The sequence below is a fragment of the Neobacillus muris genome, from assembly GCF_943193175.1.
GTDB classification, from domain to species: Bacteria; Bacillota; Bacilli; order Bacillales; family Cytobacillaceae; genus Neobacillus; species Neobacillus muris.
The window spans coordinates 75,284-98,461 of sequence record NZ_CALPDF010000014.1; the positions used below are offsets into that span (position 1 = coordinate 75,284).

Genomic DNA, 23,178 nt, shown 5'->3' on the forward strand with positions numbered 1-23,178 from the left:
AAGGAGTGAATGCTGTGAAACTGAAAGACCTGCTTGAAACCAATATCAGGGAATTTGGTGAATATCCTCTATTGCATTATAAGGAAAAAACCTACACAAATGTTGAAACGAAGCGGCATGCTGACCAATTGGCCAATGGATTGAGGAAGCTGGGGATTGAAAAAGGCGATCGTGTCATGGTCTGCATGCCCAATTGTCCGGAAGTGCTGTTTGCTTATCAAGGCATTACAAGAGCTGGTGCGATCATAGTGCCAGTCATGTTTTTACTTCATCCTAAAGAACTTCATTATATCGCTTTAAATTCCGGAGCAAAAGCGGTCATTACCTCCTCATATGTTATCCATAATGTAGAAAAAGCCTTAGAAGGACTGCCAGTAAGGCCTCACGTCATTGTCGCCGACCAGCCGACTGGTGAAGAAGCAACAAATCTCTATGATGTGATGGAGCCGCAAGACAGTGGATGGGTTGACAATGTAAAGGAAGAGGACACGGCTGTAATCCTTTATACATCCGGTACTACCGGCAATCCAAAAGGGGTTATGTTAACCCACAGAAATCTTTACTCCAATGCAGATAATTCAGCTAAACATAATGAGGCTGAGCGCGGAACCACGATTGGGGTGCTCCCGCTTGCCCATGTATATGGGTTAACCGTAACCAACGTTTTATTCTTAACTGGCAGCTCGATTGTCGTTTTTTCCAAATTTGATGTGGAAGAAGTTCTGCGTACGATCGAAAAATATCAAGTCAGATCGTTTTCTGCCGTGCCGGCGATGATTTATGCCATGGTTTCCTATCCAAATGCCGATCGGTACGATACATCCAGCCTGGAGTCCATAGGATCAGGTTCAGCCCCGCTGCCTATCGCACTTCTGCATGCTTTTGAGAAAAAGTTCGGTGCGCAGGTGCATGAAGGGTACGGGTTATCAGAAGCCGCGCCTATCGTTACGGCACACAGGAAAGGAATAGAGATTAAACCTGGTTCTGTAGGTGTCCCGATTCCAGGAGTCGAAGTGAAAATTGTTGATGAAACAGGAAAGGAAGTTCCAATTGGCGATGTAGGAGAATTAATTGTCCGAGGTGACAATATAACACCAGGCTATTTTCAAAATGAAGAAGAATCAAAGCGTGTCCTAAAAGATGGATGGCTGTATACCGGTGATATGGCCAGGGTGGATGATGAGGGCTACCTCTATATCGTCGACCGAAAAAAAGACCTCATTATCCGCGGGGGTTTTAATATTTATCCCCGTGATGTGGAAGAACTGTTAAACGCCCATGAAGAAGTTGAGGAAGCGGCGGTAGTGGGAGTTCCGGATGAACGGATGGGTGAAGAGGTCGTAGCCTTTGTCGTGAAAAAACCGCAGGCAGCCGTCACCGAAGAAGAATTAATCCGTTACTGCCAGGAACATTTGGCGAAAAACAAAACCCCAAGAAAAATTGTATTTGTAGAAACACTTCCTAGGAATGGGGTCGGCAAAATCCTTAAAACTCATCTCCGTAAGACGGCAGCCGACCTTTATATAAAATAAGTCTTTAAAAAAGGAGAATGGATCATGGATAAAAGGACAATTTTAACAACAAGCACACGCGGGCTGCTGGAGGATTCCTTTCCGTACCGTCTGTATCAAAAAGCAAAACGGGTAGGAACCTGGAATCCAGCCGACATTGATTTCTCGCAGGATCAAAAGGACTGGCAGACAATGACGGCTGAACAGAAGGAAGATATTTTAAAACTCATCTCCATGTTTCAAGCTGGTGAGGAGGCGGTGACATTGGACCTGCTGCCGCTAATGATGGCAATTGCCAAGGAAGGCCGGCTTGAAGAAGAAATGTTCCTGACCACCTTTTTATTTGAGGAAGCAAAACACACTGAGTTTTTCCGGCTTGTATTAAATGCAATTGGAGAAACAGGAGATCTTTCCCGCTTCCATTCTGATACTTATAAAAAGATATTTTACGAGATTCTGCCAGAAACAATGGCGCGCCTTGTATCCGATCAATCTCCTGAAGCCGTTGCAGAAGCCTCGGTTGTTTATAACATGTTTGTCGAAGGGGTCATGGCGGAAACCGGTTATTTTTCGTTTTATAACTCTTTGGAGACTGCCGGAATCATGCCAGGTTTGTTAGAGGGAATTGGCAATTTAAAACGGGATGAGTCACGCCATATTGGCTACGGTACTTTTCTGCTGCAGCGGTTAATTTGTGAACATCCGCATATATACGATCTTGTGACGGCCAAAATGGGTGAGCTTGCCCCGATGGCCATTCAGATTAATCAAGAAGGGATTGAAGGCAGAGAGGTAAGTTCCTTTGGCGGAGATCCTGATGAAGTCATGAATTTTACAATGAAGCAGCTGGCTGTCCGAATGGAAGTATTAGGACGGGCCAAGGGCAAAAAAATTGAGGAGATTTATAAAGTATCCGACAGCGAGATTGGAATTCTATAAATATCAAAAAAGCGGCAGGATGGCAGTTTTAAATTGCAGCAAAAATTCATTATTAAAGGGGGAATTCGTCATGGCAGTAAATGTAGAAGTGCAGACATTTTCGCATTTTATCAATGGAAAATGGGAGCCAGCGGCCAGCTCGGAGACATTTGATGTAGTAAATCCTGCAACAGGAGAACTTGTTGCAAAGGCCGCGAAAGGATCTCCAGAGGATGTTAACCGTGCGGTGGGCGCAGCGAGGGCAGCATTTGATCAAGGTGATTGGAAAAATATGAAGCCGAAGGATCGGGCCAAAGTCCTTTACGCCATTTCTCATCAGATTGCAGCAAATGCCCAGGAGCTTGCTTACTTAGAAGCAATCAGCTCAGGCGGGACCGTCCGCCGGATTGGCGCCAGCGATATTTTGCAAATGGTAGATTTGTTCCAAACATTGGCCAAGTTTGTAGTAGAGTATCCATATTCCGAAACATTGCCAGTACCTCCGTTTCCAGGACCGGCCCATAACTTTATTTGGCGCGAGCCAATTGGTGTCTGTGCCGCCGTTACACCATGGAATCTGCCAATGGTCATTGCCACTTGGAAAATAGCTCCTGCACTGGCGATGGGCAACACGATAGTCATCAAACCTGCCAGTTATACCCCGCTTTCGACATTAAAATTAGCTGAGCTGATTTCCGCCGTAGTCCCTCCTGGAGTGATTAATGTCGTGACGGGTCCGGGTGCGGAAGTCGGCGAAGCCTTGGTAACCCATCCAATGGTTGATAAAGTAGCATTTACCGGCTCAACAGAAGTAGGACGCCGGATTATGGAGCTTGCTGCAGGCACCATTAAAAAGACGACACTGGAGCTTGGGGGAAAATCTCCTAATATCCTGTTGGAGGATGCTGATTTAGAAATTGCTCTGCCTGGCAGCTTGTTTGGGGTATTCCTTCACTCCGGGCAGCTGTGTGAATCGGGCACCCGCCTATTTGTCCCGGATAAGCTGCATGATCAAGTAGTAGAAGGCCTTGTGGCCCTTGCCAGCAAAATTAAGCTGGGAAATCCGCTTGACCCAGCAACCGATGTGGGTCCAATTATTTCAAAAAAGCAAAAAGAAACAATTCTTACCTATATTGAGGCAGGGAAACAAGAAGGGGCCACATTGGTTTGCGGGGGCAAGGAAGTCACTGTTCCTGGCTGTGAAGGCGGAAATTTCATTGAGCCGACGATTTTTACCAATGTTACCAACGATATGAAAATCGCTCAAGAAGAAATTTTTGGACCTGTTCTGTCCGTTATCCGTTATTCCGATGTCGAGGAAGCAATCCGTATGGCGAATGATACGATTTACGGATTGGCAGCCGGCGTTTGGACTCGGGACGCCAATAAGGCTTATGGTGTGGCCCGCAAGCTGCAGGCAGGGGTGGTTTGGATTAATGACTGGCACATGCTGCGCAGTGATGCTCCGTTCGGAGGCTATAAGCAAAGCGGAATAGGACGGGAAATGGGTGTGCATTCTCTAGATGCGTATACCCAGGTGAAGCATGTCCATACCTCCATGACACCTGAGCTCGAAAGAAGAAACTGGTACGGAATTCTATTTGGCCAAAAATAATGTGAAGGAGATGAAAATAATGAAAACAACCTTATCGCAATTTATGTTACGGACTGGAATTTATAGCGGCTCGAATTCCCGGGCCATGGTGCCAAGCTTGTTTGCCGGACTTGGGGCCAAAAGGGTTCTGCTTTTGAGTGACAAAGGTTTGGAGCAGGCTGGAGTCGTCGAAAAAGTGGCATCGATTTTTGATTTAACTGGTCATGGCAGCGGTCCACAATTAGTGGGAACTTATCTAGATATTGCCCAGGATGCAGAAAGCCATTGCATAAATGATGCGGTCCGGCATGCCAGGGAAATCGGCGCCGACAGCTTGCTGGCTGTAGGCGGGGGAAGTGTGCTTGATACGGTAAAAGGTGTCAAATATGCTCTTCATAAGGGACTTTCTGATATTAAAGAAGCGATTCCGGGCGGACTTTCATATGAACAGTTCCCTAATGCAGGATTTATTCCGATTCCGCATATTGCGATTCCGACTACCGCGGGTACAGGCTCAGAAGTTTCACCGATTGCCGTCATTTTTAATGAAGAGATTCAAATGAAGACAAATATTATCAATCCATTCATTAATGCAGATATGGCGATTCTGGATCCAGATTTAACGGTTGGTCTGCCGCCGAGGATTACCGCGTTCACCGGATTTGATGCCCTTACTCACGCCATTGAGGCACTGGCATCGCCAACTGCAACCGGGCTCACAGATGCGTATGCCCTGCATGCCATTCGCCTCATTGAAAAGCAGCTCCCGGTGGCTGTCGCTGACGGAGGCAATTTAGATGCACGGATGGATTTATTGCAGGCAAGCCTAATGGGGATCACTGCGTTCAGCTTTGCCCTAAATGCTATCCCAGTGCATAATTTGGCTCATGCTTATGGCGCGATGTTCCGGATTCCTCATGGGTTGGCCAATGCTGTCTTCCTGCCGGTGGTCATGGAGCATATTCCTCAGCTGTATCTGCCAAGAGCTGTGGAATTGGCAGAAGCGCTGAATGTCCTTACAAAAGATGATACGGCTGAAACCGCACTAACCAAGGCTATTGAAAAAATCCGCCTGCTTCAGCGTAAAGTTAGCCTGCCTGAGGATTTCAAGGAGTTTGCTATCAGTGAAGAACAGCTTCAGCAGACCGTTCCTGCTGTTATGAGAGATCCGGCTTCCGTAAGTTACCCGATGCCGCCGGAATTGATTGCCGCGATTGGACAAAAAGTGGTGCCGTTGACAGTTAAATAGGAAAATTAATGCCCAGCCGCTACCTCCATGGTATTGGCTGGGCGGTTCTATTATAAATAAAGTCTGAAATAAAGATTCGTAAATAAAACTGTGAAATTCGCAAATAAACTAGCATAATTCGAAAATAGCAGCGCTGTGAACTGGAAATTGACTTATTTTTAATCTGAAAATAAAGGGAAATGAGTATTTTTATTGAAATAATCTATTGGTTTATTTTTTTAATAATCTAAAACATATCCACCGAAGGAGGACCTATCAATGATGGACTTTTCTTTTTCTGAAGAACAAGAATTACTGCGAAAAACGGTACGCCAGTTTGTCGATAAAGAAATTATGCCTTACATAAAAACATGGGATGAACAGCAGCATTTTGAAGCAAGCATTTTAAGACGGCTTGCAGAGTTAGGTTTGATGGGAGTTTGCATTCCGGAAGCATACGGCGGCAGTGGAATGGATTACAACGCTTTAGCAATTGTCTGTGAAGAATTGGAGCGCGGCGATACGGCTTTCCGCACGGCGGTTTCGGTTCATACTGGGCTAAATAGTATGACCTTGCTGCAATGGGGCAATGAACAGCAGAAACAAAAATACTTGATTCCGCAAGCGAAGGGAGAAAAAGTCGGCGCCTTCGGGCTGACCGAGCCCAATGCCGGATCCGATGTAGCAGCCATGCAAACTACCGCCATCCGGCAAGGGGATGACTACATACTGAATGGCTCGAAAACCTGGATTTCTCTTTGTGATGTAGCAGATCATGTTTTAGTGTTTGCCTACACAGATAAATCGAAAAAGCATCACGGCATCTCAGCCTTTATCGTCGAGCGCCAATGGGAAGGCTTCTCATCCAAGGCGATCAAAGGCAAGTTGGGCATCCGTGCCGGCAACACAGGGGAATTATTTTTTGAGAACGTCAAAGTTCCAAAAGAAAACCTGCTCGGAGAGGAAGGAGAAGGCTTTAAAATTGCCATGTCGGCTCTTGATAATGGCCGATTTACTGTTGCAGCAGGGGCATGCGGCACGATTATGGCCTGCCTGGAGGCCAGTGTCCAATACTGCCATGAGCGGGCAACCTTCGGGAAAGAAATTGGCAGACATCAGCTTGTCCAGCAAATGATTGCCAAAATGGAGGCAGGATTGCAGCAATCAAGGCTATTGGTGTATCGGGCAGGCTGGCTGAAGAATCAAGGAAAACGCAATACCCGTGAAACATCGTTGGCAAAATGGCAAGCGTGCGATTATGCTCTTGAAGCGGCAAATGATGCGGTGCAAATTCACGGCGCCTACGGCTTTTCCAATGAATATCCTGTTGAACGTTATTTAAGGAATGCAAAAGCGCCGGTAATCTATGAGGGAACCCGTGAAATCCACACAATAATGCAAGGGGAATATGTCCTCGGCTACCGCCAAGACAAACCGCTTTCCAAAAATCTGCCGGCCTGGCCGTTTGTGGAGGCCGCAGAGCATAGTATGAATTAATCATCTATCTGGTGTCAGAATCTGGTTTTATCTGGCACCTTTTTCTTGAATAGGTTAAGGAGGAAGCTAAATGGAGATCGTTTTTAAAAGCTTAATAGAATGTAAAATAGAGGATATCATTACTGCCTGGAATCGTGGGTTTGAAGAGTACTTCGTAAAATTAGAGATGACTCCAGAATTATTTTTCAATCGGATTGCGAATGAAGGATTATCTCTGCCTCATTCCATTGTGGCATTTGACAAGCATGAACCTGTGGCAATCGTGGTAAACGGCATCCGGACAATTGGCGGGAAAAAGTACAGTTGGAATGGAGGGACAGGCATAGCAAAGGACTATCGCGGGTCTGGCGTCTCGAAGTTATTAATGGAAGAGAAGTTGAAAATCTATGAGGAAGAAGGCATCGAGGTTGCCACGCTTGAAGCCATTAAGAAAAATGAACGGGCGATAAGCTTATATCAAAGATACGGCTATGAAATCGTGGATGAACTGGTTCATTTGAGCGGAATGAGAGAGGTAGATCAAACCCAAGCTGTATCGATTCATAAGGAGTCTTTACGTCCTGAACAACTTCCATTTTTGACGATATACCAAGAAAATGTCCCATGGCAATGCCAATGGCAGAGTATGAAACAGGGCGAAGCCCAAATCTTTACCGACATGGAAGGCAAACCACTTGGCTATGCTTTATATCGGAGAGTTTGGAATGCACAGGGTCAATTGGAAAGAGTTTTACTGTATCAGCTTCATCTGGTCTGTGACCCAGAACAAGGCTTTTTGAATGCAATATTTGCAAACATTTGCGGCAGGACGGATCAACCGGTTACGTTTATGACAATCAATACATCCGTAAAAAATCCAATCGTTCCATTCTTGCTTGCAGAGGGTTTTCAAAAAACGGCTGAACAGGTGCAAATGGTGAAAAAGCGATAAATTTTTTTTGAATCCTCCAGCATGATACTATATAATTTGCCTTAGGGCTATTCTTTATTGAATTAGCATGATTACATAATCTCATATGGTTAGGAGAAGTAACAAATGGAAAAAGTCCTTATTTTTGGGCATAAAAACCCAGACACAGATACGATTTGTTCTGCGATTGCTTATGCAGATTTGAAAAAACTACTAGGTATGGATGTGGAGCCTGTCCGCCTTGGCCAAGTGAACAGTGAAACCCAATATGCGTTAAATCAATTTAAAGCAGAAGCACCTCGATTGGTTGAAAAAGTGGCAGAAGAAACCAACTCTGTCATTCTAGTTGACCACAATGAGCGCCAGCAGAGTGCGGATGACATTGCTGATGTCCGCATTTTAGAGGTTATTGACCACCACCGTATCGCGAACTTTGAAACCAGTGATCCATTGTATTATCGTTGTGAGCCTGTCGGCTGTACTGCTACCATTTTGAATAAAATGTATAAGGAAAACGGCAAAGAAATTAAGCCGGAAATCGCCGGTTTGATGCTGTCAGCCATTATTTCTGACTCCTTATTGTTCAAATCCCCAACCTGTACCGGCCAGGATGTGGCAGCGGCTCGTGAATTAGCGGCCATTGCTGGTGTTGATGCAAAAAAGTATGGTCTCGAAATGCTGAAGGCTGGCGCTGATGTCCGTGATAAGTCAATTGAAGAGCTTTTAAGCCTTGATGCCAAAGGATTTGAAATGGGCGGCAGCAAAGTGACCATTGCCCAAGTAAACGTTGTGGATACTAATGATGTCCTTGCCCGCCAGGCTGAGTTAGAAACAGCTATTTCTGCTAAAATTGCTGAACAGGATCTTGATTTATTCTTGTTTGTTGTGACGGATATTTTAACAAATGATTCTGTTGGTTTAGCTCTGGGAAGCAAGGCCAATGCAGTTGAAAAAGCCTATAACGTATCACTAGAAAACAATACGGCTGCCCTAAAAGGCGTCGTCTCACGTAAAAAACAAATTGTTCCGGTGTTAACAGATACTTTCAACAAGGGTTTATAATTTCAAAACCGTTCATGCCTGACCAAGACATGAACGGTTTTTTAGTTATCTTGGCTGGATTGGCTGTGGTTTTCTTCGTTTTTTTGGTTTAATAAGAAAAACGTTAAGGGTTTGTCTGAACCAGTCATCAATTTATAAACATAAGAGGATGTTACTTTATAGCCATCCTCGATTTTAGCTGCAAGAAAATTTGTCCTTTCAAAAATAATCGACCGTATATGATTAAGCTGATGGGTGATCTTATCAACCAAGGCTTCCTGGGTATCAAGCCTGGTTAACACTTCTCCCTGGAATTCCTCTTGTTCAGCGATTTTCTCGGAAACTTCCTTCTGCATTTCCAATTGTTCATACATTTGCAGGGAAATCTGCTGGGACGCTTCCTCATAGCTGGCTATTTTTTTTGACATGTCACCTATCGTTTGTGTTAACTGGTTAACCTTATCGAGCAGATCTTTGTTTAACTGTGCCTCGGAGTTCAGCTTGGTTTGAAAATGCTGATTTTTTTCATGGATCGATTGTAGTGATTGGATGATTTGTTGGTCAACATCCTTTTGGTTTTGGTCGTTCTTACGTAAATCGCTTAGATGGGAATCAAGTCGGTTCCATCTAGTATGCTGGGATTTTTCTTGTTCTGCCGTGCGTGCCTGAAGTGCGTCCAACGATTGTTTTAAAGTCTCATTGGCCTTAACTTGTTGGTCAATCAGCTCCGTCAAAAAATCGTGTCTGGCATATGCTTGATTTGGCTCATGTATTGTCTGGCTATTTTTATAGATTTTATTATCCTTGCTGTTATTGATATATAAGCCCATCTCTCACTCTCCTCCTCAAAGTGATTTCGGTATGATAGTTTATGCCTTAAAGAGAAGAGCGGGGACTTTATTGGGCAAAATTTTGAATATCTATTGTGATTGATCAAAAACTTTGTTTTGGGTTTATTTTTTCAGGAAAGTACTGCAAAATAACAATGAAGAGGAATAAATAAGGAGGAGCTTATGAATAGGTGCGGCTGGGTCAATCAGGACCCATTATATATTGAGTACCATGATAAGGAATGGGGAGTGCCGGTTTATGATGATCGGCTGCTGTTTGAGTATCTAAACCTGGAGGGTGCACAGGCAGGCTTGAGCTGGTATACCATACTGAAAAAGCGGGAGAATTATCGAAAGGCATTCGAAAACTTTGAGGCAGAGAAAATCGTGAAATACGATGAGAAAAAAGTGCAGGAGCTTATACAGAATGAAGGAATTGTCAGGAATAAGCTAAAAATCAATGCAGTAATCACCAATGCGAAAGCCTATGAAAAAGTAATAGATGAGTTCGGATCCTTCAGCACATATATTTGGTCATTTGTGGATGGAACACCAATCCAGAATCACTTCAACGACTTATCGGAAGTGCCTGTCAGCACACCCATCAGTGATAAATTGAGCAAGGATTTAAAAAAGCGGGGATTTAAGTTTGTCGGGTCGACCATCTGTTATGCATTTATGCAGGCGGTTGGTATGGTGAATGACCACATAACTTCCTGTAATTGTTATCAAAAAACTGCCCGTCTTTCCCGATAATGAAAAGAAGATTCTCCAACGAATGGGGAATCTTCTTTATTAAGCATGCATTTAAGACGTTGGCTTTTCTAAACTGAAGTCAGAGACCGGCAAAGTAATAATTTTGCCGCCAATTTGGACATGAACCGTATCATTGAAGATGGCTTTTACGATTCCTTTTAACGAAATCGTAGAATTAACAGAGATTTTTTTGGATTCAGATTGGTTAGCCACAGGAATCATCACCTTTCGATATGGTCGAGTATATAAAAAATGAATCGCTAAAATCAAGTAACAAGCATTATATAATTATTCGAAAAAACCATTCAATTTTCCTGCTGGCAATGGCCAGCATCTTCAAAAATGATGAAAAAAAATCGGCCATGTTAAGATCATTTCGTTTTGTAAAGGGGTGTTAAACAGGGAAATGGATTTAACATGAACCGTAGTTCAAGTATTACATGAAATAGGGTCATTGTCAATGGAAACATGAACTGTGGTTCAATATCTTATTTTATGATATGATTAGCTCGAGGTGGTTAAATGTCAGAGCGAGAGGAATTGCAAATCGGTGATTTTCCGATCATTCCAAAACAGGAGCGGGCTCAAGCTAAAAGGAATGCTTTGTTGGAAAGCGGCCATATTTTGTTTGTGTCAAAGGGATATGAACAAACCACTGCGAAGGATATTGCAGCCCATGCTGGTGTTGCCATCGGCACCTTTTATCGTTACTTTTCCGATAAACGCCAGCTATTAATGTCACTGTTAGAGGATAAAATTGACAAGTATCTTCCGCCTGAACCAAGTTGGACGGCCAATGATCCTGAAGTCTATTTAGCAAAAGTACTGGAGGAACATGAAAGAAGTCTCAACGAATCCGGCCTTTATCGTGTCCTGCCCGAAATCCTCTTAAAGGATAAGGAACTGGCAGAAATGCTTTCTGGCGCAAAAAGGCAAATCCATTCAAGAGTATGTTCCAATTTACAGAAAGCGTATAATGCAGGACTAACCTGGAAGGATCTGGATTTAGAAACGCTGTCTTGGTCAATTTTAGTTTTAGTAGAGAATGGCTTTGAGAAAAAGGCACAAAGCGGCAAACAAGCGGATTATTATGCCTTGGCGAAAGTCATTTGCCGAATGGTTTTTCCACCACAGGCATTAGAAACTTTAAGAAATTGCGAAAACAGTACAGCAGGAGAGGAATTAGAACATTAATTATGGAACATGTCATTGATATGAATGAATTAAAGAACCTAAAAATTGAACTGACCAGATTTATGATGGCCTACAAGTTCGCGATTGATGAAATGAGTACAAAAATAAATATTCTTAAAGATGAATTTAATTATATTCATGAATACAACCCAATAGAACATGTAAATTCAAGATTAAAGTCACCTGAAAGCATTTTTAAAAAGATATACCGAAAAGGCTGTGACTTTTCTCTTGAAGCGATCAAAGAAAATGTAAAGGATATTGCTGGTATTCGAATTACTTGTTCGTTCATTTCCGATATTTACGAAATCAGCAAAATGATTGCCAGTCAAAAAGACGTTACCGTTGTTGATTACAAAGACTATATTAAAAATCCAAAACCAAATGGCTATCAAAGCCTTCATCTTATTCTCCAAATCCCAATTTTTATGTCTGACCGGGAGGAATTGACCTACATTGAAGTACAAATAAGGACCATTGCCATGGATTTTTGGGCTAGTCTGGAGCACAAAATATATTATAAATATAATAAAGAAGTACCCCATCATATGGTGGATGAATTGAAGGAAGCGGCAATAATGGCGTCCCAATTAGATAAAAAAATGGAGCGGCTGCATCACGAAATTTCCGAAATTAAACAAGCCAGCCAAGCCAATGAGTCGCACGTTCTTTTAAAGGATTTACAGCTTGATAAGCTGAATCTAGACTTGGAAAGCCTGAGTCTTCCCATCATAGAGCGTTTTCTGCCTGGAAAAAAAGATAAATAATGTTTATGGTGCCTGCCATTTGGTTGCAGGCACCATTTTGCATGCTTGTTTAAAAAATGGCACGGTATGCTCCATATGCAAATAATGATCCCTAAATCTCTTCGCTTTACGATACGGGGGTATGATATAATGGGGAAAAGGAGGCATTCCAATGTCTATAGAAATGGAAAATAACGCTGAGCAGTTAGATGATTCCTGCTGTGCCCATGAGGACAGCCATCGGAAAAGCCATCATTCAGATAAAGTTAAAAACAACTTAATAACCAGATTAAATCGCATAGAAGGACAAATTCGCGGGATTAAAGGATTAATTGAAAAAGATACGTATTGTGATGACGTAATCAATCAAATCTCGGCTACCCAGTCGGCATTAAATAGTGTTGCAAAAATTCTTCTTGAGGGACATATGAAAAGCTGTGTCGTCGAACGCATTCAAGAAGGCGACTACGAGGTCCTCGATGAAGTCTTGGTAACTATTCAAAAATTAATGAAAAAATAAAGGGAGGAACCGAATTTGGAGAATATTACCTTACACGTAAGCGGGATGACATGCAATCATTGTGTGAAAGCGATTGAAGGCAGTGTCGGTCGATTGGACGGAGTAGATAAGGTTGCCGTTCATTTGGATAAAGGGGAAGTGGTTGTGGAATTTGATTCCAATGTGATAAGTTTAGCAGCCATAAAAGACACAATCGATGATCAAGGGTACGATGTGAACTAGTCCCTATGCTGGCAAAAATGCACACGACTTTTCGTGTGCATTTTTAATAGCAGTGCTTAAAAAATTATTTTGCAATCGAGTTGGATGCTGAAAACGACTTTGCATCAGGCACCCTCAGCAAAAGAGCCCCTCCAATGATAAAAAGTACGACTAAGCTGAAAACACCACTGTTCGTATTGCCGGTCATCTGGGCAGTAAATCCGACTAAAAACGGACCTAAAATGGCTGCAAACTTATAAAAAATGCTATAAAATCCAAAAAATTCATTGGCGTGTTCTTTCGGGACAAGCTTGGCAAAATAGGCGCGGCTGAGTGCTTGAATCCCGCCTTGCGAGGAAGCAACCAGCATAGCAAGAATCCAGAAATCTAAGACTGTTTTTAGAAAATAAGCATAGGTACAAACTGCTATATAAATGAAAATACCTACTAGAAGCATTGACTTGCCATTAAATGTATCTGCAAGCTTTCCATATAGGATGGCAAATGGTGCAGCGACGACCTGAGTCACAAACAAAATAATTAATAAACTGGTAGAACCAATCCCTAAATCTGTCCCATACGCAGTTGACATGGTAATGATGGTATTAACGCCGTCAATGTAAAAGAAGTAGGCAACTAAAAATAAAAATAACGCGCGGTACTGTTTAATTTTTTTGACCGTTTCAAACAACTGTCTAAATCCGTTGGAGATCGGATGGGGGACGCGCTCTTTATAATATTTTTGCTGAACATTTTTTAACATAGGGATCGTAAATAAGCTCCACCACAAGGCAGTGATTGCAAAGGCGATTTGGCTGGCAACGGAAACAGAAATCGGCAGAATCCCTTGCTGGGATAAAAGGATCAGTGCAATCCCCAAAATAAATGGAATTGTGCTGCCGATATACCCCATCGCATAGCCGCGTGAGGAAATTTTATTCATCCGTTCCTCCTCCGTGACATCCACGAGGAAGGCATCATAGAAAATATTCGTCCCGCCAAACCCAATAACAGTAAGCATATAGCAAACTAACAAAATGAGCCATTGATTGCTTGGGACAACTCCCAGTAAAAATGTAAATATGATTCCTAAAGCAAAGAAAAAGGTAAACAAGCGTTTTTTAAGCCCCTTAAAATCCGCAATGCTGCCAAGAACAGGAGCGCAAATAGAGATCAGCAAGGTCGCAATTGAATTGGCATAGCCCCAATAAGCCGTGGAATCGGCGGCGGCCACACCAGCCGAATTGGCAGCTGATTTAAAATACAATGGAAATACGGCCGTTGTAATCAAAATCGAGTAGGCGGAATTGGCCCAATCGTAAAAAACCCAGCTTTTTTCCTGTTTTGTCAACCGGCTCATATAATTTCCTCCAAAGAATAAGATGATAAATCTAACAGCTCGTTGATCACTGTTCCATCAGTATCACCTAGACTGACACCGAGCAGCCTTGCAAACGTCGGCCCTTCATCGGTCAGCCGGATGCTGGGAAGTGTTCCAGGTTTGATGCCTTTTCCTGCTGCCATAAAAATCGTTCCGTAATTTTCCTTTTTCGGTGAGTAGCCGTGAGTGGCCAAAGTATATTTTTTATTTAAGATAGCTTCTTCAGCTGTAACCGTTTTAATAAAGGCTTTTTGGAAGTCCTCTGAAAAATAATAGCCCCGTTTTGCTTCCACCATGAAGGCACAAGTGCCATCCGCCCCTTTTTTAGCGGCTTGGTCGCCTGTCAGCACTTGTTCAATACCGGAATCTGTATTCTCCAATAAGGAGAAAAGAAGATTTTTTATTGTCTTGTAGGTGGCCGTGTCATCCGGATTTTTTAAGTAAATATAGGCAGAACCATCACAGCTATGGCAATAAGCTTTCCAACTCACTATTTTCCCTTTTGTATTAACAGTAAAGAGATTTTGTTTATGAAAAAGATAGTTTAGCTGGATGGCTTTGTTTTCATCTAAAGCGCTATGGTCACCAAGTACCACTATGGTGGAATTTTCATAGATTCCAGTGTCCTTTAAAGCATGGATAATCCTCCCAAGTCGGATATCGTGGCGGTGAATCGCTGCGATGGCCTCGTCACTTCCGAATCCATGGTAATGGCGCTGTGAATCTAAATCAGTAAAATGGACCATTAATAGATTCGGTTTTTTTGAAAGAATTGTATCGACTGCTGCCTCTAGTGCAAAATGATCTAATTCTGGCTGGCTGAGTCCGTTGCGCATATGTCCAAAACGCTTATGCAGTTTCCACTGGAAACGTGGAGTGCCGCTTCTAAGTGAAACGAAAATCTGATTTTGCCATGGCCGATTGGCGAAAATTTCCGGCATGTTATAGTCAATATTGGCTTTGCCTGTAATCGGCCAAAGCAATGCCGCCGTTGTCATGCCAGCCTTCTTGACTTCATCATATAGTGTGGTGCCGCGTATGGAGTCCCTGAACCAATGCCAGTCGGGCGATTTTCTTCCCGGCTGCAGCAGCGTATTATTGACCACGCCGTGCCGGATTGGATAGTTGCCTGTGACAATGGTTGCATGGCAAGGATAGGTTACGGATGGATAAATCGTTTCAACATTTTTGACAAGAGCTCCCTGGCTTAAGATGTTCTGAAAGTGGGGTAAGTCTTGGAGTATAGGGAAGTCTAGCGCTGAGAGACAGTCAAAAGAAATGATAATTAAATGTTCGGTAAGGCGATTCATGAAAAACCTCCATGAAAAAATATATATGTTACTTCAATTGTACTATAAGCAGGATTCATTATTTCTGATTAATTGCAAAGTTTTTGTAAAGTTTTTAATAATTAGTGAATACCTTTGGGCAGAATGGGTCCTGTAGTTGTGAGTGGTAACCGCTTTCATTGCTATGAAGGATATTTTGGATCAACATTAAGCTATAATGATCTCACATTATAGGATTTTCAGCTTAGTTAAAGAAGGAGGATAAATAGAAATTGTCATAATATTGCCAATTGCCTTTTAGAAATTGCAAAAATGCAAGGTTTATAATGGTATTGAATACTTCAAATCAGGTATGTAATCGCCATTATATGAAGGAGGGGCAGGATTATGAAAACATTGATTGTTTATTGCTCATCCCATGGTACTGCGGAAAAAGCAGCACGAATTTTAAGTGAGAATCTTGAAGGGGAAGTTTTGGCAGTTGACTTAAGGCGAGATAAAGTCAATTTGAATCCGGAGGAATATGATACGGTCATCATTGGCGGATCGATCCATGCCGGTTCTATTCAAGGGAAAGTGAAACACTTTATCGTAAAATATCATGATTTATTGTTGGACAAAGACCTTGGTTTATTTTTATGCTGCATGCGGAGAGGTGATACTGCGATCGAGCAGTTTAATCAATCATTTCCAATCAATCTGAGGAAGAATTCCGTCGCAATGGGGCTGTTCGGCGGAGAATTGCTAGTGTCAAAAATGAACTTTTTCGAACGCCAGGTGGTGAAAAGAGTCGACGGTGTAACAGAGGATGTATCGGACTTAGACATAAGGGCGATTATGGAATTCGCCTCGAGAATGAATTCCCGCCCTGTTTTGGTTTGAACTTGTCATCCACTTGTCCATTAAAGCCGATGGTTAAGTGTCAGAAAATGCATAAACAAACAGTAATACATTTTCAAATATGACCGTTTCCGTTCCTCGCGGAAACGGTTTTGCAGCTGATTACGCAGTTATTTGATTTTTTTAGGCAGTATTTGATTATAATATAAATTCATTTGGTACATAATGGAATGGGTATTTTCAACATGAAAGAGGTTTATCATGAAAATTTGGTTTAACAGATGGTTTACAACAGTGTTACATTACATTGAAATGATCCGGGAAAATGAGGACAAACGGAAATTTATCATTTATGGCTCACATCCAAACCCCGATGCATTGTATTTGCAAAAATGTGATTATTCATTTATTGAACCCAAATTATCGGGTGAAGAATATATCGGTTTTTGCCTTGAATTTTGCCAAACACATAAAATTGATATTTTTGTTCCCCATAAAGAAAATGTCCTGATTTCGAAAAGGCTGGCAATGTTTGAAGCCATAGGAGTAAGGGTGCTGGTTTGTCCTGATTCCAGTCTTATGGAGATGATGGATAACAAGGCGAAAGTGTATGAGGAATTAATAATGAGGACTGAATTATCCCTTTTTTCAATCCCTGACTACCATGTGGTCAATAATGTGCGGGATTTTAAGCAGGCATATGAATCTTTGAAAAAGAAAGGCCATAAAGTTTGTTTTAAACCCGTTACTGGTGAAGGAGCCGCGGGGTTCCGTGTGGTAAAGGATCATATGGATTCCATTGAACAGCTTTTCGGTTATGCGGTTGGCTACCAGATTCCTTATGACTATGCCTGTAAAATCTTAAGCCAGCAGGAAACTTTTCCTGACCTCATGGTTCTCGAGTATTTGGAAGGGCGCGAATATAGCATAGATTGTCTGGCATCAAAGGAAAAATTATATGCTGCCATTCCAAGAATGAAGGGAGATGGACGGATTAGGGAGCTTGTCCATCACGATGAGTTAATGCAGCTGGCTAAGGCTTTTCATGATGTATATAAAGTGCCATACGTATTCAATATCCAAGTGAAATATAACCAAGATGTGCCAAAACTCCTGGAAATTAATCCAAGAATGAGCGGCGGCCTTCATATCAGCTGCCTGTCCGGCATTAATTTCCCATATCTCGCCATCAAAATCCTGCTGGGGGAAAAACTAGACAGCATCACACCGCGTTTCGGCATACGTGCGAGCCATATTGAACAAGAATTGATTATTAAAGACACCTGGCGTCAGGCACTTTAAATGATCATTTTCTTTTTTATCGGATTTTCAGGTGAAAAAAGATAACAATAAAATTATTATGGAAACTAAATAAATGCCAATATATTTACACTAGACACCAATCCACAAAGGAAGGTGTCTTTTTTTTTAGTAAATCTAATATTCTTAATAATAAAATCAATTAGGTGAGGAGAGAATCAAAATGGAGGAATATGCCAGCAAACAAAAAGTCATTCAAAGTTATAAAGGAACCCAGCTTCATGCAAAGGGTTGGATCCAAGAGGCTGCATTAAGGATGCTGATGAATAATTTGGATCCGGAAGTGGCGGAACGTCCAGAGGAATTAGTTGTTTATGGAGGGATAGGCAAAGCCGCACGGAATTGGGCTTCCTATGAGCGAATTGTCGATACACTGCTTGAACTGGAGAATGAGGAAACTTTGCTTATTCAATCAGGAAAGCCGGTAGCAGTTTTTAAAACACATAAGGATGCCCCTCGGGTACTGCTAGCGAATTCCAATCTTGTTCCTGCATGGGCCACCTGGGAGCATTTTCATGAACTCGATCGAAAGGGACTGATCATGTTTGGCCAAATGACAGCCGGCAGTTGGATTTATATCGGCAGCCAGGGGATTATCCAAGGCACTTACGAAACATTTGCTGAACTTGCACGGCAGAAATTTGCTGGAACATTAAAGCATACGATTACGTTAACAGCAGGCTTAGGTGGAATGGGCGGGGCACAGCCGCTGGCAATTACGATGAATGAAGGCGTATGTATTGCCGTAGAAGTGGATGAAGCGAAAATCGACCGCCGGATCGCCACAGCCTATCTGGATCTCAAAACAAAGGATGTTGAAGAGGCGCTGACCCTTGCCCGAGAAGCCAAGGCTGCTGGAAAGGCACTATCAATCGGGCTGCTGGGAAATGCCTCTGACATCATCCCGTTAATGATTAAAAAAGGCTTCACGCCAGATGTTCTGACCGACCAAACTTCAGCCCATGACCCATTAAATGGTTATATTCCCAGCGGGTATGCGCTAATGGAGGCTGCGGAATTACGAAAGGAAAATCCAGCAAAATATATAATGCTGGCCAAACAAAGTATGGCACAGCATGTAAAAGCAATGCTCCAACTGCAGGAAAATGGCGCGGTTACGTTTGACTATGGAAATAACATTCGCCAAATGGCCAAGGATGAAGGGGTTGTGAATGCCTTTGACTTTCCAGGGTTTGTGCCCGCGTATATCCGCCCGCTGTTTTGTGTAGGGAAAGGCCCGTTTCGCTGGGCGGCCCTTTCTGGTAATCCGGATGATATACGAAAAATAGATCGGGCTATCCTTAAAGAGTTTAAGGATGATGATCATTTATGCAAATGGATCAGAATGGCTGGAGAGAAGATTACATTCCAGGGTCTTCCCGCCCGCATTTGTTGGCTGGGTTATGGAGACCGTGCCCGGTTAGGGAAAATCATCAATGATATGGTGGCATCAGGGGAAGTATCTGCTCCTATTGTTATTGGCCGCGACCATTTAGATGCAGGTTCAGTTGCCTCGCCAAACCGTGAAACAGAAGCGATGAAAGACGGAAGTGATGCTGTTTCGGACTGGCCGATTCTAAATGCCCTGATTAATGCTGTTGGCGGTGCCAGCTGGGTATCGGTACACCATGGTGGAGGAGTTGGGATGGGGTACTCGCAGCATGCAGGCATGGTGATTGTCGCTGACGGCACAAAAGAAGCTGAAATCCGGTTAGAGCGAGTCCTGACTACCGATCCTGGTTTGGGAATCGTGCGTCATGCGGATGCCGGATACGAACTCGCCATAAAAACAGCTAAGAAAAAAGGAATCAAAATGCCGATGCTGGAACAGGATTAACGGGAAGGGAGGTTAAACCGGATGAAGAGACCAATTTTTATCAGAAATGCCTCGCAGTTAATCACCTTACAAGGCAGTTCACTGGCCCCACGGGTAATGGGGGGAATGTCAGACCTGGGCATTATCGAGCAGGGGAGTGTTTGGATAGAAAATGGTGTGATTCAGGACATTGGCAAGGATACAGTGCTGGCTGCCAAGTTTAAAAATCGTCTAAATGATGCTGATGTAATCGATGCAACTGGAAAACTAGCCATCCCTGGTTTAGTTGACCCGCATACGCATCTCGTATTTGCTGGCAGCAGGGAAAACGAATTTAATCTCCGGCTTCAAGGAGCATCATATATGGAAATCATGAAAGCGGGCGGCGGTATCTATGCGACAGCCAGCAAAACTAAGGCCGCCACATATGAGGAACTTTTTCAGGAAGGGTATGACCGATTAAACCAATGTTTACTGCACGGCGTGACAACCGTCGAAGCCAAAAGCGGCTATGGGCTGGAGTGGGAAACGGAACGGAAGCAGCTGGAAGTGGCGAAGGAGTTGAACCAAAGACATGTGGTTGATGTTGTATCCACATTTATGGGGGCACATGCCATTCCTAAAGCATATCAGAAAAAACCAGATGAGTACGTGCAAAAGTTAATCAAAGAGATGATTCCCAAGGTAGCAGAGCTGAGGCTTGCTGAGTTTAATGATGTTTTTTGTGAAAAAGGAGTATTTACCCCAGAACAATCACGGAAACTCTTAGAGGCAGGAAAAGAGTTTGGCTTAATTCCCAAAATCCATGCCGATGAAATCGAACCGTATGAAGGGGCAGAGCTTGCAGCAAAGGCAGGGGCGATTACCGCTGACCATTTGCTAAAAGCATCGGAAACCGGACTGTACTTGATGGCTGAGAAAGGCACCGTAGGCGTTTTGCTGCCAGGCACGGCCTATTTTTTAATGGCAGAATCCGCGAATGCCCGGAAGATGATTGACATTGGTGTACCGGTTGCACTGGCAACTGACTGTAATCCAGGTTCATCCCCAACGGTTTCATTGCCATTTATTATGAATCTTGGCTGTTTAAAAATGGGGATGACCCCAGCTGAAGTGATTACGGCTGCCACAATAAATGGCGCACATGCCATTAACCGCGGCCGGGAGATTGGAAGTTTGGAAGTGGGGAAAAAAGCTGATGTTACCATTTTTAATGTGGATAATTATATGAAACTTCAATACTTGTACGGGGTTAACCATACGGATACGGTTGTAAAACATGGCCAAGTGGTTGTTAAAGGAGGCAAACTTATTGAAGAACTTTCTTTATCCTAAAATTATCCCGCCAGGTTTTATTTGGATTCGCCCTGATGTGGAACAAACCATTTCAAAAGTTCATGAATGGATTCAGCCGCTGACAAATGAATCTGGTCCTTACCTGCCAGCCGAAAAAGTAGATGTATTGCTAGTAGGGGTGCCGCTTTCCCGGTCCTCCATCAGCGCATCAGGGGCTTCGGAATTCCCTAATCAATTTCGGCGCTCCTGGAAATACTTTACTACTTATAATGTGGAAGAAAACATCGATTTGGGACAAATGACTGCTGTTGATGCGGGGGATATTCCGATGCATGTTACCGATATTTTCCGCTGCCACGATAATATTTTGGAGGCTTCCGCCGCACTGCACAGCAAGTTCCCAAAGTCGAAAATATGTGCAATCGGAGGTGACCACTCGATTACAGCGATGATGGTAAAGGGGTTGAAGCGGGCACGGCCAGAAGATCGAATTGGAGTTCTTCAATTTGATACCCATTTTGATCTCAGGGATCTAACGGAGAACGGACCTTCCAATGGGACTCCGGTGCGAAACTTGATTGAAAGCGGCATAGTAAAAGGATCAGATATTTATAATATTGGTTTGCATGGATTTTTCAACACAAGAGACTTAAAGGAATATGCAGATAAACAAGGTGTCCAATACGTGACTTTAAAGCAAGTTAGGAAACTTGGAGTTGAAACAGTTGTTCGGGAATGTCTAGAACAATTGGAAACTAAAGTTGACACGATTTATTTAACGGTTGATATGGACGTTTTAGACATTGCGTTTGCCCCAGGAGTTCCGGCTTCTACACCAGGAGGAATGACATCACGGGAATTGTTGGAAGGGGTACAGGCAGCCGGCCGGCATCCGAAAGTTCACAGCATGGATATCGTCTGTCTTGATCCACTTAAAGACACACAAGCCGAAACAACGGTTAAGCTGGGGACCCACGTATTCCTCAGCTTTCTCACCGGATACTGGAAGCAAAAAACTTGGCTGGATAGGTTTTAGATCACCTTAGATGCCAAGTCTCATATAGTGATAGTTCCTTTTCGGTATCTAAATTCCATTTTTTTGCTATAATGATGAGTATAGCAGGCGAGGTGGGATTGGGATGGCGTATACAGAGTGGAAAACAGTTGCGAAGACTGACAGAGGACATGTCAGCAATGTTAAGCTTTTTGAGTACTTTGATGAGGCCCGTAAGGAATGGTACCGATTTTGTACTTCTCTTGAGGTTCAAGCGGTAGTGGTGCATATTGAGGTCGATTATCGAAGGGAAATCTGGAATAACGAAAAATTGACGATAACCACAAGTCTTGAACAGATTGGAAATACAAGTTTCATTTTAATGCAGAAAATGGAAAATGGTCAAAATGAATTGGCTGCAGCTGCTGAAGTGGTCCTAACAACCATTAACACCAAAACGAGGGAAAAAACCAGAGTGCCAAATGCATTAAGAAGTTTCCTTAACCAAAAGGACCAGTTAAATGTTTTAGCAGCACGATGACAATATTTTAATAGATATCAAGGGGAATTTGCATTCTGTTTTCCAATAAAGATAGGAAATATTGTTCCACTAGACGCCGATAAACAATATTTGACAAACTGTGCGATTTTTGTTTTTTGGGGAAAAAGCAAAGAAGATTCTTCATAAAACACTATATATCAAGGTCCGCATAAAATGGTTTAGCTTGAGGACAGTCAATAATAAGGGAATTATTGCTCGGGAAAGCGCAGGAATAGACATTTCTCGATTGATTATGGTTTAATTGTCGGATTGGCAGACAATTTATATATTTTGATAAATCATAACGAGGGGAAAGCTTTTATGAATAAAAAGGTTATAGTCTACACGACAAACGACTGTATTGAATGTACCATGGTTAAAAAGGTGCTGACTGAAGAAGGGGTTTCATTTGAAACGCGGAATATTGCGGAAAATCCAGAATATCAAATGGAAGTTGAGAAATACGGATTCCTTGGGGTTCCGGTAACGGTCATGGAAAACCGGGCAGTTAAAGGATTTACCAATGAGTTAAAGGAGCTTATCGAGAGAGCAACAGAATAATAGAGGTTTCCCTTAAAATGCAGGATGTAAGGGGACATCTTGATAAAATCCATAAATTTTTCATTTTAACCCAATATTTCTAAAAGGGATTTTGAAAATGAACCCGAATAATATGCTGTATCTCTATAATTACATATGTACATAAAAAATTATTTTATCCTTTCCATTGCTATGCATGTATCCATCAGATATTA

At 42.7% G+C, this 23,178-nt stretch carries 23 protein-coding genes; 19 read left to right on the plus strand and 4 right to left on the minus strand.

Translation table 11 applies throughout. The features are described 5' to 3' along the window. Window positions 1-14 precede the first annotated feature (14 nt). The 7 genes from NFS43_RS11790 (at window position 15) to NFS43_RS11820 (ending at window position 8,720) form a co-directional block, all read left to right on the plus strand. The gene (locus NFS43_RS11790) at window positions 15-1,532 is read left to right on the plus strand and encodes a class I adenylate-forming enzyme family protein (RefSeq protein ID WP_251551866.1); all 1,518 of its coding nucleotides are present in this window, start codon (window positions 15-17) and stop codon (window positions 1,530-1,532) included. A gap of 24 nt (window positions 1,533-1,556) precedes the next feature. After that, the gene (locus tag NFS43_RS11795) at window positions 1,557-2,450 is read left to right on the plus strand and encodes a R2-like ligand-binding oxidase (protein ID WP_251551867.1); all 894 of its coding nucleotides are present in this window, start codon (window positions 1,557-1,559) and stop codon (window positions 2,448-2,450) included. A gap of 70 nt (window positions 2,451-2,520) precedes the next feature. Beyond that, window positions 2,521-4,044: an aldehyde dehydrogenase family protein gene (locus NFS43_RS11800; RefSeq protein ID WP_251551868.1), complete on the plus strand. Its 1,524-nt coding sequence runs from the start codon at window positions 2,521-2,523 to the stop codon at window positions 4,042-4,044. Between the two features lie 19 nt (window positions 4,045-4,063). Then, on the plus strand, window positions 4,064-5,272 hold the full coding sequence (locus NFS43_RS11805) for an iron-containing alcohol dehydrogenase (RefSeq protein ID WP_251551869.1): 1,209 nt from the start codon (window positions 4,064-4,066) through the stop codon (window positions 5,270-5,272). 261 nt (window positions 5,273-5,533) lie between these two features. Then, window positions 5,534-6,748, plus strand: a complete 1,215-nt coding sequence (locus NFS43_RS11810) for an acyl-CoA dehydrogenase family protein (protein ID WP_251551894.1) — start codon at window positions 5,534-5,536, stop codon at window positions 6,746-6,748. A gap of 70 nt (window positions 6,749-6,818) precedes the next feature. Beyond that, on the plus strand, window positions 6,819-7,679 hold the full coding sequence (locus tag NFS43_RS11815; protein WP_251551870.1) for a GNAT family N-acetyltransferase: 861 nt from the start codon (window positions 6,819-6,821) through the stop codon (window positions 7,677-7,679). A 105-nt stretch (window positions 7,680-7,784) separates the two neighbouring features. Beyond that, window positions 7,785-8,720 (plus strand): manganese-dependent inorganic pyrophosphatase, encoded by a 936-nt coding sequence (locus NFS43_RS11820; RefSeq protein WP_251551871.1) that lies wholly within the window; start codon window positions 7,785-7,787, stop codon window positions 8,718-8,720. A 41-nt stretch (window positions 8,721-8,761) separates the two neighbouring features. On the opposite strand, the gene NFS43_RS11825 is transcribed toward NFS43_RS11820, so the two are convergent. Continuing rightward, window positions 8,762-9,529 carry a hypothetical protein gene (locus tag NFS43_RS11825; protein WP_251551872.1) on the minus strand — a complete coding sequence of 256 codons (768 nt, stop codon included), beginning with the start codon at window positions 9,527-9,529 and terminating at the stop codon, window positions 8,762-8,764. Window positions 9,530-9,712: 183 nt separating this feature from the next. Between NFS43_RS11825 and NFS43_RS11830 the strand changes: the two genes are divergently transcribed. Beyond that, complete coding sequence (locus NFS43_RS11830) at window positions 9,713-10,285, plus strand: DNA-3-methyladenine glycosylase I (protein ID WP_251551873.1); 573 nt, start codon at window positions 9,713-9,715, stop codon at window positions 10,283-10,285. Between the two features lie 51 nt (window positions 10,286-10,336). On the opposite strand, the gene NFS43_RS11835 is transcribed toward NFS43_RS11830, so the two are convergent. Next, window positions 10,337-10,498 (minus strand): hypothetical protein, encoded by a 162-nt coding sequence (locus tag NFS43_RS11835; protein WP_251551874.1) that lies wholly within the window; start codon window positions 10,496-10,498, stop codon window positions 10,337-10,339. A 309-nt stretch (window positions 10,499-10,807) separates the two neighbouring features. Between NFS43_RS11835 and NFS43_RS11840 the strand changes: the two genes are divergently transcribed. From NFS43_RS11840 to copZ, 4 genes are all read left to right on the plus strand, one after another. After that, window positions 10,808-11,479: a TetR/AcrR family transcriptional regulator gene (locus NFS43_RS11840; RefSeq protein WP_251551875.1), complete on the plus strand. Its 672-nt coding sequence runs from the start codon at window positions 10,808-10,810 to the stop codon at window positions 11,477-11,479. A gap of 20 nt (window positions 11,480-11,499) precedes the next feature. Next, entirely contained in the window at window positions 11,500-12,246 is a 747-nt protein-coding gene (locus NFS43_RS11845; RefSeq protein WP_251551876.1) for a GTP pyrophosphokinase, read from the plus strand. 151 nt (window positions 12,247-12,397) lie between these two features. Beyond that, window positions 12,398-12,745 carry a metal-sensitive transcriptional regulator gene (locus NFS43_RS11850; RefSeq protein WP_251551877.1) on the plus strand — a complete coding sequence of 116 codons (348 nt, stop codon included), beginning with the start codon at window positions 12,398-12,400 and terminating at the stop codon, window positions 12,743-12,745. 15 nt (window positions 12,746-12,760) lie between these two features. Further along, window positions 12,761-12,967 (plus strand): copper chaperone CopZ, encoded by a 207-nt coding sequence (copZ, locus tag NFS43_RS11855; protein ID WP_251551878.1) that lies wholly within the window; start codon window positions 12,761-12,763, stop codon window positions 12,965-12,967. Window positions 12,968-13,031: 64 nt separating this feature from the next. On the opposite strand, the gene NFS43_RS11860 is transcribed toward copZ, so the two are convergent. Both NFS43_RS11860 and NFS43_RS11865 read right to left on the minus strand, forming a co-directional pair. Next, window positions 13,032-14,306 carry an MFS transporter gene (locus tag NFS43_RS11860; RefSeq protein ID WP_251551879.1) on the minus strand — a complete coding sequence of 425 codons (1,275 nt, stop codon included), beginning with the start codon at window positions 14,304-14,306 and terminating at the stop codon, window positions 13,032-13,034. Then, the gene (locus NFS43_RS11865) at window positions 14,303-15,637 is read right to left on the minus strand and encodes an alkaline phosphatase family protein (protein WP_251551880.1); all 1,335 of its coding nucleotides are present in this window, start codon (window positions 15,635-15,637) and stop codon (window positions 14,303-14,305) included. Before NFS43_RS11865 ends, NFS43_RS11860 begins: the two co-directional genes overlap by 4 nt. Window positions 15,638-16,003: 366 nt before the next feature. On the opposite strand from NFS43_RS11865, the gene NFS43_RS11870 reads away from it, so the two are divergent. The 7 genes from NFS43_RS11870 (at window position 16,004) to NFS43_RS11900 (ending at window position 22,984) form a co-directional block, all read left to right on the plus strand. Then, window positions 16,004-16,498: a flavodoxin domain-containing protein gene (locus tag NFS43_RS11870; protein ID WP_251551881.1), complete on the plus strand. Its 495-nt coding sequence runs from the start codon at window positions 16,004-16,006 to the stop codon at window positions 16,496-16,498. Between the two features lie 219 nt (window positions 16,499-16,717). Further along, a complete protein-coding gene (locus NFS43_RS11875; RefSeq protein ID WP_251551882.1) occupies window positions 16,718-17,758 on the plus strand; it encodes an ATP-grasp domain-containing protein in 1,041 nt (346 codons plus the stop codon). Between the two features lie 181 nt (window positions 17,759-17,939). Further along, window positions 17,940-19,613, plus strand: a complete 1,674-nt coding sequence (hutU, locus tag NFS43_RS11880) for a urocanate hydratase (protein WP_251551883.1) — start codon at window positions 17,940-17,942, stop codon at window positions 19,611-19,613. 21 nt (window positions 19,614-19,634) lie between these two features. Further along, window positions 19,635-20,927, plus strand: a complete 1,293-nt coding sequence (gene hutI, locus NFS43_RS11885) for an imidazolonepropionase (RefSeq protein ID WP_251551884.1) — start codon at window positions 19,635-19,637, stop codon at window positions 20,925-20,927. Then, entirely contained in the window at window positions 20,905-21,924 is a 1,020-nt protein-coding gene (locus tag NFS43_RS11890) for an agmatinase family protein (RefSeq protein WP_251551885.1), read from the plus strand. Before hutI ends, NFS43_RS11890 begins: the two co-directional genes overlap by 23 nt. 103 nt (window positions 21,925-22,027) lie before the next feature. After that, window positions 22,028-22,423, plus strand: a complete 396-nt coding sequence (locus NFS43_RS11895; RefSeq protein WP_251551886.1) for an acyl-CoA thioesterase — start codon at window positions 22,028-22,030, stop codon at window positions 22,421-22,423. A gap of 321 nt (window positions 22,424-22,744) precedes the next feature. Then, a complete protein-coding gene (locus NFS43_RS11900; protein WP_251551887.1) occupies window positions 22,745-22,984 on the plus strand; it encodes a glutaredoxin family protein in 240 nt (79 codons plus the stop codon). Window positions 22,985-23,178: the final 194 nt, after the last annotated feature.

What these genes read in the sequence shown, in the direction of transcription:
- NFS43_RS11795 (WP_251551867.1), top strand. Translation starts at nt 1,557, where the DNA reads ATGGATAAAAGGACAATTTTAACAACAAGCACACGCGGGCTGCTGGAG.
- NFS43_RS11800 (WP_251551868.1), top strand. Translation starts at nt 2,521, where the DNA reads ATGGCAGTAAATGTAGAAGTGCAGACATTTTCGCATTTTATCAATGGA.
- NFS43_RS11805 (WP_251551869.1), top strand. Translation starts at nt 4,064, where the DNA reads ATGAAAACAACCTTATCGCAATTTATGTTACGGACTGGAATTTATAGC.
- NFS43_RS11810 (WP_251551894.1), top strand. Translation starts at nt 5,534, where the DNA reads ATGGACTTTTCTTTTTCTGAAGAACAAGAATTACTGCGAAAAACGGTA.
- NFS43_RS11815 (WP_251551870.1), top strand. Translation starts at nt 6,819, where the DNA reads ATGGAGATCGTTTTTAAAAGCTTAATAGAATGTAAAATAGAGGATATC.
- NFS43_RS11820 (WP_251551871.1), top strand. Translation starts at nt 7,785, where the DNA reads ATGGAAAAAGTCCTTATTTTTGGGCATAAAAACCCAGACACAGATACG.
- NFS43_RS11825 (WP_251551872.1), bottom strand. Translation starts at nt 9,529, where the DNA reads ATGGGCTTATATATCAATAACAGCAAGGATAATAAAATCTATAAAAAT.
- NFS43_RS11830 (WP_251551873.1), top strand. Translation starts at nt 9,713, where the DNA reads ATGAATAGGTGCGGCTGGGTCAATCAGGACCCATTATATATTGAGTAC.
- NFS43_RS11840 (WP_251551875.1), top strand. Translation starts at nt 10,808, where the DNA reads ATGTCAGAGCGAGAGGAATTGCAAATCGGTGATTTTCCGATCATTCCA.
- NFS43_RS11845 (WP_251551876.1), top strand. Translation starts at nt 11,500, where the DNA reads ATGAATGAATTAAAGAACCTAAAAATTGAACTGACCAGATTTATGATG.
- NFS43_RS11850 (WP_251551877.1), top strand. Translation starts at nt 12,398, where the DNA reads ATGTCTATAGAAATGGAAAATAACGCTGAGCAGTTAGATGATTCCTGC.
- NFS43_RS11860 (WP_251551879.1), bottom strand. Translation starts at nt 14,306, where the DNA reads ATGAGCCGGTTGACAAAACAGGAAAAAAGCTGGGTTTTTTACGATTGG.
- NFS43_RS11865 (WP_251551880.1), bottom strand. Translation starts at nt 15,637, where the DNA reads ATGAATCGCCTTACCGAACATTTAATTATCATTTCTTTTGACTGTCTC.
- NFS43_RS11870 (WP_251551881.1), top strand. Translation starts at nt 16,004, where the DNA reads ATGAAAACATTGATTGTTTATTGCTCATCCCATGGTACTGCGGAAAAA.
- NFS43_RS11875 (WP_251551882.1), top strand. Translation starts at nt 16,718, where the DNA reads ATGAAAATTTGGTTTAACAGATGGTTTACAACAGTGTTACATTACATT.
- hutU (WP_251551883.1), top strand. Translation starts at nt 17,940, where the DNA reads ATGGAGGAATATGCCAGCAAACAAAAAGTCATTCAAAGTTATAAAGGA.
- hutI (WP_251551884.1), top strand. Translation starts at nt 19,635, where the DNA reads ATGAAGAGACCAATTTTTATCAGAAATGCCTCGCAGTTAATCACCTTA.
- NFS43_RS11895 (WP_251551886.1), top strand. Translation starts at nt 22,028, where the DNA reads ATGGCGTATACAGAGTGGAAAACAGTTGCGAAGACTGACAGAGGACAT.
- NFS43_RS11900 (WP_251551887.1), top strand. Translation starts at nt 22,745, where the DNA reads ATGAATAAAAAGGTTATAGTCTACACGACAAACGACTGTATTGAATGT.